Here is a 12,637-nt window from a genome sequence, read left to right as displayed (position 1 = left end):
AATGGCAACCCGAAACACGAGCGGTCTTGCGCGGGTAATGCTTGCGCCATCGGTGCTGTTATTGCTGGTGTGGATGATCGTGCCTCTGGCGATGACCCTGTGGTTCTCGTTCCAGAACTACAATCTCCTCAACCCGGCCAATGTCAGCTTTGCCGGCCTGTTCAATTACCAGTATTTCTACACCGACCCGGCCTTCTTCCAGTCGATCTGGAACACGCTTTTGATCGTCGGCGGCGTGCTGTTGATCACCGTCATCGGCGGCATCGCCATTGCGCTCTTGCTCGATAATGACATTTTCGGCCAGGGCATCGTCCGCATCATGATCATCTCGCCCTTCTTCGTCATGCCGCCGGTGGCCGCATTGGTGTGGAAGAACATGATCATGCATCCCGGTTACGGCGTGCTTGCCGATCTCTCCCGCTTCTTCGGTCTGCAGCCGGTCGACTGGTTCGCGCAGTTTCCACTGCTGTCGATCATCATCATCGTCGCCTGGCAATGGCTGCCGTTTGCAACGCTGATCCTGCTCACCGCCCTGCAGTCGCTCGATGGCGAGCAGAAGGAAGCCGCCGAGATGGATGGCGCCAACTTCCTCAATCGCTTCATCTATCTGACCCTGCCGCACCTGTCGCGCGCCATCACCGTCGTCATCCTGATCCAGACAATCTTCCTGCTTGGCGTCTACGCGGAAATCCTCGTCACCACCAATGGCGGACCGGGTTATGCCTCGACCAACCTCGCCTTCCTCATCTATCGCACGGCACTTCTGGGTTACGACGTCGGCGGCGCTTCGGCCGGCGGCATCATCGCCGTCATCCTCGCCAATATCGTCGCCATCTTCCTGATGCGCGCCGTCGGCAAGAACCTCGACCGGTAAAGGGGAAACATCATGGCCCGCAAGACAACCACTCGTGCGAAGATCGGCTTTTCCATCGCGGCCTGGGCCGTGGCGCTGCTGCTGTTCTTCCCGATCCTCTATGCCTTCCTCACCTCGATCAAGACCGAACCGGAAGCAATCGCCGGCTTCAGCCTCATTCCCTCGGGCACGCTTGAGAATTACGTGACGGTTCAGACCCAGCGCGATTACTTCAAGCCGTTCATGAACTCGGTGGTGCTGTCGCTCGGCTCGACGATCATCGCGCTCATCATCGCCATTCCCGCCGCCTGGGCCATGGCCTTCTCACCGACCAAGCGCACCAAGGACATTTTGATGTGGATGCTCTCCACCAAGATGATGCCGGCCGTCGCCGTGCTGGTGCCGATCTACCTGATCTTCCGCAATGCCGGCCTGCTCGATACCCGCATCGGGCTGACCGTCATGCTCACCTTCATCAACCTGCCGATCGTCGTGTGGATGCTCTACACCTATTTCCGGGAAATCCCCGGCGAGATTCTTGAGGCAGCCCGCATGGATGGCGCATCGCTGTGGAACGAGATCGTGCATGTGCTCACCCCGATGGCGGTGCCCGGCATCGCGTCGACGCTGCTCTTGAACGTCATCCTCGCCTGGAACGAATCCTTCTGGACTATCCGGCTGACGACCACCAATGCCGCGCCGCTGACGGCCTTCATCGCCTCCTTCTCCTCACCGCAGGGGCTGTTCTGGGCAAAACTTTCGGCCGCCTCGATGATGGCGATCGCCCCCATTCTCGTCATTGGCTGGTTCTCGCAGAAACAACTCGTGCGTGGCCTGACCTTTGGCGCCGTGAAATAAGGAACGACAAACATGGGCAGAATTTCCCTTCAGAACGTGTCCAAGCTCTTCGGTGAGGCGAAAGTCATCCCGTCGATCGACCTCGATATCAACGACGGCGAGTTCGTCGTCTTCGTCGGCCCGTCCGGCTGCGGCAAGTCCACGCTTCTGCGGCTGATCGCCGGGCTGGAAGACGTCTCCGGCGGCAAGATCGTCATCGACGGCAATGACGCCACCGAAAAGGCGCCGGCCGAGCGCGGCCTTGCCATGGTGTTCCAGTCCTATGCGCTTTATCCGCATATGAGTGTGCGCAACAACATCGCCTTCCCGCTGAAGATGGCCAAGCTCGACAAGTCGGTGATCGACAAAAAGGTCGAAGACGCCGCCCGGGTGCTGAACCTCACCGATTATCTCGAGCGCCGGCCTTCGCAGCTGTCGGGCGGCCAGCGCCAGCGTGTCGCCATCGGCCGCGCCATCGTGCGCGAGCCGAAAGCCTTCCTGTTCGATGAGCCGCTTTCCAACCTCGATGCGGCGCTGCGCGGCACCATGCGGCTGGAAATCTCAGAACTGCACAACACGCTGAAGACGACGATGATCTACGTCACCCACGACCAGGTGGAGGCGATGACCATGGCCGACAAGATCGTCGTGCTCAACCGCGGCAATATCGAGCAGGTCGGTTCGCCGATGGAGCTTTACCGCACCCCCGCCAACCTCTTCGTCGCCGGCTTCATCGGCTCGCCGCGCATGAACCTCATCACCGGCGACTTCGCCCGCAGCAAGAACGCCACCACCGCCGGCGTGCGGCCNATCGGCTCGCCGCGCATGAACCTCATCACCGGCGACTTCGCCCGCAGCAAGAACGCCGCCACCGCCGGCGTGCGGCCGGAGCATCTGGCGCTGTCGAAGGAAAGCGGGCTGTGGCAGGGCAAGGTCACCGTCGCCGAACATCTCGGATCGGATACCTTCCTGCATCTCGAGGTATCAGGCATCGGACCGATTACCGCAAGGACCGACGGCGAGTTCGACTGCAGGCATGGCGATACCGTCTTTATCACCCCGGACGAGACAAAGATCCACAGGTTCGATGACAAGGGTGGGGCGATCTAGGTGCTGGCTTTCACAAGGTTTTTCATTCACAGCGGACCCGCAGGCGCGTGGGCTTACCCCCTCTGCCCTGCCGGGCATCTCCCCCTCAAGGGGGGAGATCGATCTGCGGTAAAGTCTCGCACATCTCGAAGCTTGCGAGTGAAGCGATGAAAGAGCCTCTTGCCGATCTCCCCCCTTGAGGGGGAGATGCCCGACAGGGCAGAGGGGGGTAAGCCCACGCGCCTGCGGGTCCGCGTGAATGGAAAATCTTGTGAAAGCTCACTTCCAGCCGGAGCCTCCACAATAGACGACCGAAGGGCAATCTGATGCCACGGTTGGCGCGTTTGCGAAGGTTCTCAACGTCTCCAGCTTTTCGTCGTTCCGGCTTTAGCCAAAATGACGGAGGGGGCATACAACGGCACAGGAAACCCTCCCGCCGAGTACTATGCCAAACCTCACGCCTCACCGATCCTGAAGCCATTCCTGTCGAAGACATGCAGCCTTTCCTGCGGGAAACCGACCCGCAGGGACTTGCCCGGCTGCAACAATGCCCGGTCCGACGAAAACAGCTTGAAGGGCAATCCATGCACGGTGAGGTGCAGGATGACGCCGAGGCCGGTCGGTTCGACGAGATCCACCGTCGCCTCAACGCTGCTTTCGGCGGGTGAGACGGTGACATGTTCCGGCCGGATGCCGAGCGTAACCGGCTCGCCATCGGCAAGTTTCACATCACGGCCGAGCGCCAGGCGCGTGCCGTCACCCAGCACGACGAAACTGCCGCCATTCTCCCGTTGCAGCCGTCCTTCGAGGAAATTCATGCCCGGCGAACCGATGAAACCGGCGACAAAAAGATTGGCGGGACGGTCGTAGAGATCAAGTGGCGCGCCGATCTGCTGCACATGGCCGGCATTCATGGCGACGATACGCGAGGCGAGCGTCATCGCCTCGATCTGGTCATGGGTGACGTATACCGAGGTTGCGCCAAGATCGGCATGCATGCGCTTGATTTCGGCGCGCATCTGCTCGCGAAGCCGGGCATCGAGGTTGGAGAGCGGTTCATCGAACAGGAAGGCTTTCGGCTGGCGCACGATGGCGCGGCCCATGGCGACGCGCTGGCGCTGGCCGCCGGAGAGCGCCTTCGGGCGGCGGGCGAGATAGGGATCGAGGCCGAGCTTGGCGGAAGCGCCAGCCACCGCCGCCGCGATGGTTTCTTTCGGGCTGCGGCGCAGGCGCAGGCTATAGCTCATATTGTCGGCGACGCTCATATGCGGATAGAGCGCATAGGACTGGAAGACCATGGCGATGTCACGATCCTTCGGCCGGCGATCATTGACGCGTTCGCCGTCGATGGACAGGTCGCCGGATGTTATCTCTTCAAGCCCGGCGATCATGCGCAGCAGCGTTGATTTTCCGCAGCCGGATGGGCCGACGAGGACGATGAACTCGCCATCCCTGATATCAAGATCGACGCCATGCAGCACGGCGAGGTCGCCATAGGTCTTGCCGACATTCTTCAGCTCGATGGAAGCCATGGGATTATCCTTTCACCGCGCCGGCCGTCAGGCCCTGCACGAGATAACGTTGAATGAGCAGGAAGAAGAGGCAGGCCGGTATGAGCGCCAGAACGCCCGCCGCCATCATCTGCCCGAAATCGACGGAGAATTTTGAAACGAAGGTCAGAAGGCCGACCGGGAAAGTGGCGCTCTGGTTGCCGGAAATCAGCATCAGTGCAAACAGAAGCTCGCTCCACGCGGCGGTGAAGACGAAGCCGAGCGTGGCGGCAATGCCCGGAAGCGTCAGCGGCAGGATGATCTGGCGGAAGGCCGTAAACCGGCTTGCCCCGTCGATCATCGCCGCCTCTTCCAGATCCTTCGGAATGCCATCGAAGAACGACTGCATGAGGAAGGTAGCAAAGGGCACATTGAAGGCCGTATAGACGATGACGAGGCCCGTCAGGCTGTTGGTGAGGCCGAGCGGCGAAAGCATCTTGAAGATCGGCGCGACCAGCATGACCAGTGGGAACATCTGGGTGATCAGCATCAGGGCGATGATCCAGTATTTGCCCTTGAAGCGGAATCGCGACAGGGCATAACCCGACAGCGAGGAGAGTACCGTAACGGCAAGCGCAGTTGAGCCGGCGACGATGACGCTGTTCTTAAAAAACGTCGGGAAGGCACTGTTTTCTATGACGAAACGATAGTGATCCCATGTCGCCCGCGATGGCCACATCCTCACACCTTCGCTATAGAGCAGATCATTCGGCGTCACGGACACCTTGAGCAGCCAGAACAGCGGGAAAAGCGCGAAGGCGATATAGGCGAGGATGGCGAGGCGATGCGCAAGGGTGAGAAATATCCTTGATGTCATCGGTCAGTCCTTCTCGATCAGGCGCTGGCGCAAAAGCACGATCAGCATGGAATAGGCGAGCAGCAGCACCAGAAGCACCAGCGCAATGGCCGAGGCATAACCGAAATCCAGACGCCGGAAGGCCTGGGTGAAGATGTAGCTGGCAACAATCTGCGTGCGGTCGGCCGGACCGCCATTGGTCATGACGATGATGAGATCGGCGAAATTGGCGATCCAGACGGTGCGCAGCAGGATGGTGATGGCGATGGTGGGCGCCAGAAACGGCAGGGTGATGGAGGTGAAACGCTGCAGCGGGTTTGCCCCGTCAATTTCCGCCGCCTCGTAAAGATCGCGCGGGATAGCCTGAAGCGCGGCCAACAGGGTAATGGCGAAGAACGGAATGCCCCACCAGACATTGGCGATGATCGGCCCCCACATGGCAAGCTGCGGATCGGCGAGAATATTGTTGGGTGCGGATAACAGCCCGAGCGACACCATCCAGTGTGGCAGCGGCCCGATGACCGGATTGAACAGCCAGGCCCAGTTGAGACCGGCAAGGAAGGTCGGCACGGCCCATGGCAGGAACACCAGCGCCTGCGCCAGCCCCCTGCCCGCAAAGGGCTTGTCCAGCAGCAGCGCCAGAATGAGACCGAAGAAGAATTGCAGGAAGACGGAAGCGCCGGTCCACCACAGCGTATTTTTCAACGCCCGGTAAAAGGCCGTGTCCTGCGACAGCGCCTCCAGATGTTTCAGGCCAACGAAACCGCCGGAAAACGGATTGAGCAGTTGCACATCGCGAAAGGCATAAGACAGGCCAAGCACCAGCGGCACGAGCATGACGGCGACGATGAGCACCAGCACCGGCGCGCTGTAGAGCCAGGGTTCGGCCCAATCGGCAAAGCGCCGCATTGCGGGCTTGCCAGCCGGTTTGCGCGCGGCCACCGGCCCGGCGCCATGGGCATAGGACATTGTATCGCTCCCTGATCGGACGACGAAACGGACGGGTTTTCCAGCCTCTCGGCTTACCGATCCGAAAAATTGCAGGAAAAGGCCTGTCGCAGCGAAGGCCGGCAAGACCCGCCGCACGGGCATTTGCGCCCGCGCAGCCGGTCAATGTCGTTACTTCGAGGCCAGGAACTTCTGCTGCGCCTTGGTCATGTAATCAGCCCATTGCTTGGCGAGGTCTTCCGGCGTGATATCGCCGAGCAACGCTTCCTGCGATGTCTTGATGACAAGCGAATCCTTGAAGAAGGCGAATTCCTCAAGATAGGTCGGCATCGTTGTCGGCACGGCGTTCTTGTCCGCCAGCTCGTCGAACCAGCCCTTGAACTGCTCGCTGGCGTAGAAGGGGTCCTTCTCCGCCGACTTGTGCACCGGCAGCGCACCGGTCTTCTTGTTCCACTCGATATTGCCTTCCGGCCCTTCGAGCGTCTCGATCAGCTTCCAGGACAGGTCCTTGTTTTCGGATTTCGACATCATCGACCAACCTGCAAAACCAATCGTCGGGAAGGTCTTGCCGTCAGGTCCCTTAGGCATGGTCATGATGCCGAAATCTTCCGGCTTCATGCGCTGGGCAATGGCGATCAGCGCATCCGGATCCTGATCGAGGAAGGCGCAGGTGCCGGAATAAAAGCCGGCAACGATTTCGTTGAAACCCCAGTTGACGCTGTCCTTCGGCGCCAAGCCGTTCTTGTAGAGGTCGATCACATAGGTCAGGCCCTTCACCCAGCCGGGGCTGTCGAAGGTGGAGGTGCCGTCCTTGGTGAAGAACTCGTTCGAGCCGGCCATGGAGGCGCCGAACATGACCCAGCCGTTGAGGCCACCCGGGCCGCCGCGAAGGCAATAGCCGTATTTGCCGGGAAGTGCCGCGACCTTCTTGGAAGCATCGGCAAATTCGTCAAGCGCCTTCGGCGGCTCCTTCACGCCGGCTTCGGCCAGCAGTTTCTTGTTGTAGAACATGGCGCGCAGGTAGAAACCATAGGGCAGCATATAGGCCGTGTCCTTCACGTCACGGCCGAGTTCCAGCGTGCGCTCGCTCAGGCCCGCGGTGTGTTCCCACTTGGCGAGGTAAGGCTCAAGGCTTTCGAGCATGCCATTATTGGCGTAGAGCGACAGCCATGTGTCGGGCATTTCCATCACATCAGGCACATCGCCGGCCGAGACCATGGTGGCGAATTTCTGGAAAGCTTCGCTCCACGGCAGAGAGATGATTTCCACCTTGGTGCCGGGATTGGCAGCCTCGAATTTCGAGACGATGCCCTTCAGCGTCTCGGTGCGTTCCGGGCTGGTGATGACTTCCACCAGCTTGAGGGTCGTATCCGCCAGCGCCGTTCCGGTCATCAGGGCGGTGAAGATTGCGGCTGTTACCAGTTTTTTCATGTCGTTCTCCCCTTTTTTGTGGTCAGTTTTAAAACACGTCAGGCGGCGGAGGCCGCCTTGATCGCGGGTTCGAGATCGTTCCAGAGGGCTTCCGTGCCCTCCAGCCCGACATGCAGGCGCACCGAACGCGCGCTGATGCCGAAGGTGTGGGCAGAGTTTGGCTGCGCCTTCTGTTCGAGCACCACTTCTCCGGGGACGATGAGGCTTTCATGCCCGCCCCAGGAAACACCCAGTTTGAAAAGCTTCAGGCGGTCGGCAAAAGCGCGCACATCCACCCCTTCCTTGAAGACGAAGGAAAACAGGCCCGACGTGCCGTTGAGACCGGGCGGCAAACGGTTCGCCAACCCCGGATGGCAGACCTTCTCCACCACATCCAGCGCCTGCAGGCGGGTTGCGATCTCAAGCGCCGAGGCCTGATGCGCCTTCATGCGCAGCGGCAGGGTGCGAAGCCCGCGAATGAGCAGCCAGGCATCGAAAGGCGACATCTTGCCGCCGAGATAGGGATAGGTCTCCGCCCGGATGCGGTCGATCATCGCCTTCGATCCCGCCACCACGCCGGAGACCACATCGCTGTGACCGCCGAGATATTTCGACGCCGAATGCACGACGAGATCGACGCCGAGCGAAATCGGCTGCTGGAAGACCGGGCTTGCCCAGGAATTGTCGATGACGGTGACGGCACCATGTCGCTTGCCGATGGCGGCGAGCGCGCCGACATCATGCGCTTCCATCACCCAGCTCGTCGGGCTTTCCATGTAGAACAGCTTCGCGCCGGGCATCGCCTTTTCAACCGCCGCTTCATCACGGCCGTCGACATAGGTCACTTCGATATTCATGCGCTGCATGAAGGTGCCGAACAGGCGGAATGCATCGGGATAGACATGGCGCACGGCGACGATCCGGTCACCGGGCGAAACGAAGGAAAGCACGGTGGAGGAAATGGCCGACATGCCGCTCGCAAAACCGAGCGCATCTTCGGCCCCTTCCAGCTTCGCCAACATCTCCTCAAACAGCCGCACCGTGGGGTTCAATCCGCGCGTATAGACCGGCCGCACCTTTTCGCCGCGATAGGTGGAAACCATTTCGTCATAGCTGGAAAAGGTGAAAAGCGAGGTCTGCACGATGGGCGGCACCACGGCCTCGAAGGCGTGGGCCTCGTCATGCGCAACGATAAATGAGGCGGGATCGAAGAGATCGTTGCCATGGTTCATTTCGACATGTCCTTGATATCCTCCTCGACGACGGCGAGGATTTTCAGTGTTTCTTCACGCGCACCGGCCGCATCGCCGGCGGCGATGGCGTTGAACAGCGTGCGGTGAAAGGGGAAGGAGCGGCCGGCAAAGTCCGGGCGATCGAACGGCTTAGACCAGAAACGTTCGAAACCTTCGCGCATCTGCTCCAGAAGCTGCTTGAACAGCGTATTATGGGTGGCGTCATAAATCGACAGATGGAAGGCAAGATCGGCTTTACCGGAGGTGCCTTCGGCCAGATGCACCCGCTCCATCTCATCAAGCCGCGCTTCCATCGTGGCGATATCGTCTGCCGTGCGGCGGCGCGCAGCGGCCATGGAGGCCTCCACTTCGATGCCGCGCCGCACTTCCAGCGTCATCAGCAGCGCATCACGCAGGCTTTCGGCATCGATGGAAATCGGCATATGCACGGTGGCGGCGGAAATCGGCTTCAGCAGATAATTGCCGCTGCCCTTGCGGCTGTCGATGACACCGAGCGCCTGAAATTTACGGATAACTTCGCGAATGGTGGACCGCCCGACACCCAGCGCCGCCATCAGCTCCCGCTCGGCCGGCAGCCGTTCTCCGGCCTTCAGCCCTGCCCGCTCCACATAGTCGGAAAGCGCTGCCTCAACCTGGCGCACGCGGTCGCTCGGCGGAATGGGCTGCATCAGTTCCCGGCTGGACCTGTCCAAAACGTACCCTCTAAATTGGTCTGACATCTTACCATTTCAAAGGGCGGATCGATTGTCAACGGGCAACGGGAAGATCGCTGCCCATGCTCGTTCGTATTGGAGGTGCGGGGGGGAATTTCAGCGGATCGCAAAAAGGCGAAGATTGCCAGCACGACGTGGATGACAAAGGCCGAAAGCCTCTCTTTCGTCATGCTCGGGCCTGTCCCGAGCATCTGCTCCGTCTCGACTAAACGAGACGTGTGTGGATCCTCGGGACAGGCCCGAGCATGACGCCGCGTGCAGGGAAAGGTTCAACAAAAGGCAGAGGGTGGCCTTGAGCCACCCTCCTTTGATTCATTGAGTTCACGCAACTTACTGCGTCAGAACCGCTGCCTTGATGGTCTGGATATTGTGGTTGATCATGTCGATATAGGTCGCGGCCGGACCATCGGCGGTGGAAAGCGCGTCGGAATAGAGCGTGCCGCCAACCTTAAGGCCAGTTTCGCTGGCGATCTGGTCGATCAGTCGCTTGTCGGTGATGTTTTCGACGAAGATCGCCGATGCCTTGTCGTGTTTGACCTGATCCACGAGCTTGGCGACATCGGCAGCCGAAGCTTCGGATTCCGTTGAGATGCCCTCGGGCGCAAGGAAGTTCAGTCCATAAGCGTGCTCGAAATAACCGAAGGCATCATGCGAAGTGATGATGACGCGCTTTTCCGGCGGGATGGCGGCAATCTCGGTCTTCACCTTTTCATTCAGGGCGGCAAGCTTGGCGATATAGGCATCGGAATTGGCGGTGTATGTCGCGCAACCGGCCTTGTCGACTTCGCAAAATGCGCCGGCAATGTTCTTCACGTATATTTCGGCGTTCTTGATCGACTGCCAGGCATGTGGGTCAAATTCACCGTGATGGTGGTGACCTTCATGGCCGTGGTCGTGATCATGGGCCTCGGCGGTCTCCTGGCTGTGGCCGGCTTCTTCCGCCTTGTGGTCGTGGCCTTCCTCTTCTTCCGCTTCCGGATGGGCATGGCCGGCCGGTTCTTCGGAAAGCTTCAGCGGTTCGACACCCTTGGTCAGTTCAACGACAGGCGCCTTGGTGCCGCTGGTGTCGATCAGCCGCTTCAGGAAGCCTTCAAATTCCAGGCCATTGACCAGCACGACGCCAGCCTTGCTGACGGCAACCGCATCGGCCGGGCGCGGCTCATAGACATGCGCATCGCCATCCGGCCCGACCAGCGTCGTGATCTCGATGCGGTCGCCGCCGACATTTTTGGCGAAATCGGCAATGATCGAGAAGCTGGCCACGACCTTTAATTCGGCGGCGGACGCCTGGGCCATCAGGACCGGGGAGAGGGTAAGAAGGCTTGCGCAGGTGGCAAGACGGAAGGTTCTGAACATGAAGGTTCTCCTTTTTTCGAACGCTGTTTTCAGGCTGCTCTGTGGCGGCCGGAACCGAGAAGATCGCCGAGCACGCCGCGCGTGCCGACGAGAATGGAGAGCGCGTAGATGACGCCCGCGGACAGGATGATCGCCGGGCCTGAGGGCAGCGACGCGTGATAGGACAGGATGAGGCCGGCAAAGCAGGACACCATGCCGATGCCGATCGAGATGAAGCACATGGGCGCCACGCGGTTGGACCAGAAACGGCTGGCAGCGGCGGGCAACATCATCAGGCCCACCGAAAGCAGCGTTCCGAGCGCCTGAAAGCCGCCGACCAGATTGAGCACGACGATGGCAAGGAAGAGGAAATGCACCGGGCTGCCCCAGTTGCTGACCGAGCGCAGGAACAGGGGATCGAGGCATTCCGCCAGAAGCGCCCGCCAGAAGGTGATCATCACCACCAGCGTCACGATGCAGATGCCGCTGATAAGGCCAAGCGCCTCGTTGTTCAGCGCCAGCACGGTGCCGAACAACACATGCATGAGATCGACGCTGGAGCCGCGCCACGAAACGAGCAGCACGCCGAGCGCCAGTGAAATCAGATAAAAGGCGGCAAGCGAGGCATCTTCCTTCTGGACGGTGAAACGCGATACCGCGCCGGCACCCAGCGCCACCACGAGGCCGACCACCAGCCCGCCGATCGTCATCGGCAGGATTTCCAGCCCGTAAAACAGAAAACCGACGGCCGCTCCCGGCAGGATGGCATGTGACATGGCATCGCCCGTAAGACTCATGCGGCGCAGCATCAGGAATACCCCGACCGGCCCGCAGCTGATGGCAAGGATCAAGGCGCCGGCAAGCGCCCGCTGCATGAAGACATATTGAACAAAGGGTTCGATGAAGAAATCAGCCATGCGCATTCGAATCTGCGTGGGAGTGGAGGTGGGAATGGGATGACGCCGCCCGCGGCCCGACATAGAGCGCATGGGTCGTTGGCGTATTGGTCACGGGCGCATTGTTCCTTGGCGCATCACCCGGCGCACACCACGGTGCGTTTTCCTCCCATGCCTCGTGGAAATGCCGCGCCTGGCGCATGTTTTCCGGCTTCAGGACATCGGCTGTCGGGCCGAGGCCCACGAGACGCCGCGCGAGGAACAGGGTCTGGGGAAAATGCTGCCGCACCAGTTGATGGTCGTGAAGGACGGCGAGCACCGTGCGCCCTTCCGCAACCCATGCCTTGATCAGCACCAGAAGATCGGTGACGGTGCGCTCATCGACGGCATTGAAGGGTTCATCCAGCAGGATCAACTGTGCATCCTGCAACATGGCGCGGGCAAACAGGGCACGTTGCATCTGGCCGCCGGAAAGCGAGTCGATATTGCGCTTTTCAAAACCGGAAAGCCCGACCGCTTCCATCACCCGACCCATCGCCGCTTTGTCTTGGGAACGGTGACGACCAAGCAGGCCGCGTTTCGGCCAGAGACCCAGCGCAACGAGATCGCGCACCTGAGCCGGGAACGACCGGTCGAGTTCCGACTGCTGCGGCAGATAGGCGACGGAAATGCCTGAACTGATCCGGCATTCACCGCCGAGTGGTTTCAAGATACCGGCGATACCCTTCATCAGCGTCGATTTTCCCGAGCCATTGGCGCCGATGACCGCGGTGAGCGATCCCTTGGTGATATCGCCATCGAGATGATGCACGGCTGCGCGGCCGGCATATCCAAGCGTCAGATTTGTGAAGGTGAGGCACGGATCGCTCATCGATCCCTCCTGGGCGGGGTTTCATTCGATGGCCCTTGATATGTAATGTTATTACATTCGTCAAACGAATATGTAATGAAATAACA

12 protein-coding genes are annotated in these 12,637 nt (G+C 60.4%); 3 read left to right on the top strand and 9 right to left on the bottom strand.

Features of this window, described 5'->3' with window-relative positions; genetic code table 11:
* The first annotated feature begins 1 nt into the window (after position 1).
* The 3 genes from AKG12_RS24800 to AKG12_RS24790 are packed head-to-tail and all read left to right on the top strand — an operon-like array spanning position 2 to position 2,800.
* Positions 2–874, top strand: coding sequence for a carbohydrate ABC transporter permease (locus tag AKG12_RS24800; RefSeq protein WP_052820838.1), 873 nt, complete (start codon positions 2–4; stop codon positions 872–874).
* A gap of 12 nt (positions 875–886) precedes the next feature.
* On the top strand, positions 887–1,711 hold the full coding sequence (locus tag AKG12_RS24795) for a carbohydrate ABC transporter permease (RefSeq protein ID WP_046800892.1): 825 nt from the start codon (positions 887–889) through the stop codon (positions 1,709–1,711).
* Between the two features lie 12 nt (positions 1,712–1,723).
* Entirely contained in the window at positions 1,724–2,800 is a 1,077-nt protein-coding gene (locus tag AKG12_RS24790) for an ABC transporter ATP-binding protein (RefSeq protein WP_052820837.1), read from the top strand.
* Positions 2,801–3,234: 434 nt separating this feature from the next.
* Here the strand turns inward: AKG12_RS24790 and AKG12_RS24785 are convergent, their stop codons facing one another.
* The 9 genes from AKG12_RS24785 to aztA all read right to left on the bottom strand — a co-directional run bounded on the left by AKG12_RS24785 (position 3,235) and on the right by aztA (position 12,551).
* Positions 3,235–4,311: an ABC transporter ATP-binding protein gene (locus tag AKG12_RS24785; RefSeq protein ID WP_052820836.1), complete on the bottom strand. Its 1,077-nt coding sequence runs from the start codon at positions 4,309–4,311 to the stop codon at positions 3,235–3,237.
* A 4-nt stretch (positions 4,312–4,315) separates the two neighbouring features.
* Complete coding sequence (locus AKG12_RS24780) at positions 4,316–5,146, bottom strand: carbohydrate ABC transporter permease (protein WP_046800889.1); 831 nt, start codon at positions 5,144–5,146, stop codon at positions 4,316–4,318.
* Positions 5,147–5,149: 3 nt separating this feature from the next.
* Complete coding sequence (locus tag AKG12_RS24775) at positions 5,150–6,094, bottom strand: carbohydrate ABC transporter permease (RefSeq protein WP_046801101.1); 945 nt, start codon at positions 6,092–6,094, stop codon at positions 5,150–5,152.
* A gap of 150 nt (positions 6,095–6,244) precedes the next feature.
* Positions 6,245–7,504 (bottom strand): ABC transporter substrate-binding protein, encoded by a 1,260-nt coding sequence (locus AKG12_RS24770; protein ID WP_052820835.1) that lies wholly within the window; start codon positions 7,502–7,504, stop codon positions 6,245–6,247.
* A 38-nt stretch (positions 7,505–7,542) separates the two neighbouring features.
* The gene (locus AKG12_RS24765; RefSeq protein ID WP_052820834.1) at positions 7,543–8,715 is read right to left on the bottom strand and encodes a PLP-dependent transferase; all 1,173 of its coding nucleotides are present in this window, start codon (positions 8,713–8,715) and stop codon (positions 7,543–7,545) included.
* Positions 8,712–9,404: a FadR/GntR family transcriptional regulator gene (locus AKG12_RS24760; RefSeq protein WP_052820843.1), complete on the bottom strand. Its 693-nt coding sequence runs from the start codon at positions 9,402–9,404 to the stop codon at positions 8,712–8,714. Before AKG12_RS24760 ends, AKG12_RS24765 begins: the two co-directional genes overlap by 4 nt.
* 375 nt (positions 9,405–9,779) lie before the next feature.
* Positions 9,780–10,805 carry a zinc ABC transporter substrate-binding protein AztC gene (gene aztC, locus AKG12_RS24755; protein ID WP_052820833.1) on the bottom strand — a complete coding sequence of 342 codons (1,026 nt, stop codon included), beginning with the start codon at positions 10,803–10,805 and terminating at the stop codon, positions 9,780–9,782.
* Positions 10,806–10,834: 29 nt separating this feature from the next.
* On the bottom strand, positions 10,835–11,701 hold the full coding sequence (gene aztB / locus AKG12_RS24750) for a zinc ABC transporter permease AztB (protein ID WP_082179036.1): 867 nt from the start codon (positions 11,699–11,701) through the stop codon (positions 10,835–10,837).
* Positions 11,694–12,551 carry a zinc ABC transporter ATP-binding protein AztA gene (aztA, locus tag AKG12_RS24745; RefSeq protein WP_052820831.1) on the bottom strand — a complete coding sequence of 286 codons (858 nt, stop codon included), beginning with the start codon at positions 12,549–12,551 and terminating at the stop codon, positions 11,694–11,696. The genes aztB and aztA overlap by 8 nt, the downstream gene beginning before the upstream one ends.
* Positions 12,552–12,637: the final 86 nt, after the last annotated feature.

The organism is Agrobacterium sp. SUL3 (assembly GCF_001263295.1).
Taxonomy (GTDB): Bacteria; Pseudomonadota; Alphaproteobacteria; order Rhizobiales; family Rhizobiaceae; genus Agrobacterium; species Agrobacterium tomkonis.
Note: the sequence above shows the minus strand (reverse complement) of the source record. Positions and strands in the feature narration are given on the sequence as shown.

Coding starts and splice junctions, on each gene's coding strand:
- AKG12_RS24800 (WP_052820838.1), top strand. CDS start 2: ATGGCAACCCGAAACACGAGCGGTCTTGCGCGGGTAATGCTTGCGCCA.
- AKG12_RS24795 (WP_046800892.1), top strand. CDS start 887: ATGGCCCGCAAGACAACCACTCGTGCGAAGATCGGCTTTTCCATCGCG.
- AKG12_RS24785 (WP_052820836.1), bottom strand. CDS start 4,311: ATGGCTTCCATCGAGCTGAAGAATGTCGGCAAGACCTATGGCGACCTC.
- AKG12_RS24780 (WP_046800889.1), bottom strand. CDS start 5,146: ATGACATCAAGGATATTTCTCACCCTTGCGCATCGCCTCGCCATCCTC.
- AKG12_RS24775 (WP_046801101.1), bottom strand. CDS start 6,094: ATGTCCTATGCCCATGGCGCCGGGCCGGTGGCCGCGCGCAAACCGGCT.
- AKG12_RS24770 (WP_052820835.1), bottom strand. CDS start 7,504: ATGAAAAAACTGGTAACAGCCGCAATCTTCACCGCCCTGATGACCGGA.
- AKG12_RS24765 (WP_052820834.1), bottom strand. CDS start 8,715: ATGAACCATGGCAACGATCTCTTCGATCCCGCCTCATTTATCGTTGCG.
- AKG12_RS24760 (WP_052820843.1), bottom strand. CDS start 9,404: ATGCAGCCCATTCCGCCGAGCGACCGCGTGCGCCAGGTTGAGGCAGCG.
- aztC (WP_052820833.1), bottom strand. CDS start 10,805: ATGTTCAGAACCTTCCGTCTTGCCACCTGCGCAAGCCTTCTTACCCTC.
- aztB (WP_082179036.1), bottom strand. CDS start 11,701: ATGGCTGATTTCTTCATCGAACCCTTTGTTCAATATGTCTTCATGCAG.
- aztA (WP_052820831.1), bottom strand. CDS start 12,551: ATGAGCGATCCGTGCCTCACCTTCACAAATCTGACGCTTGGATATGCC.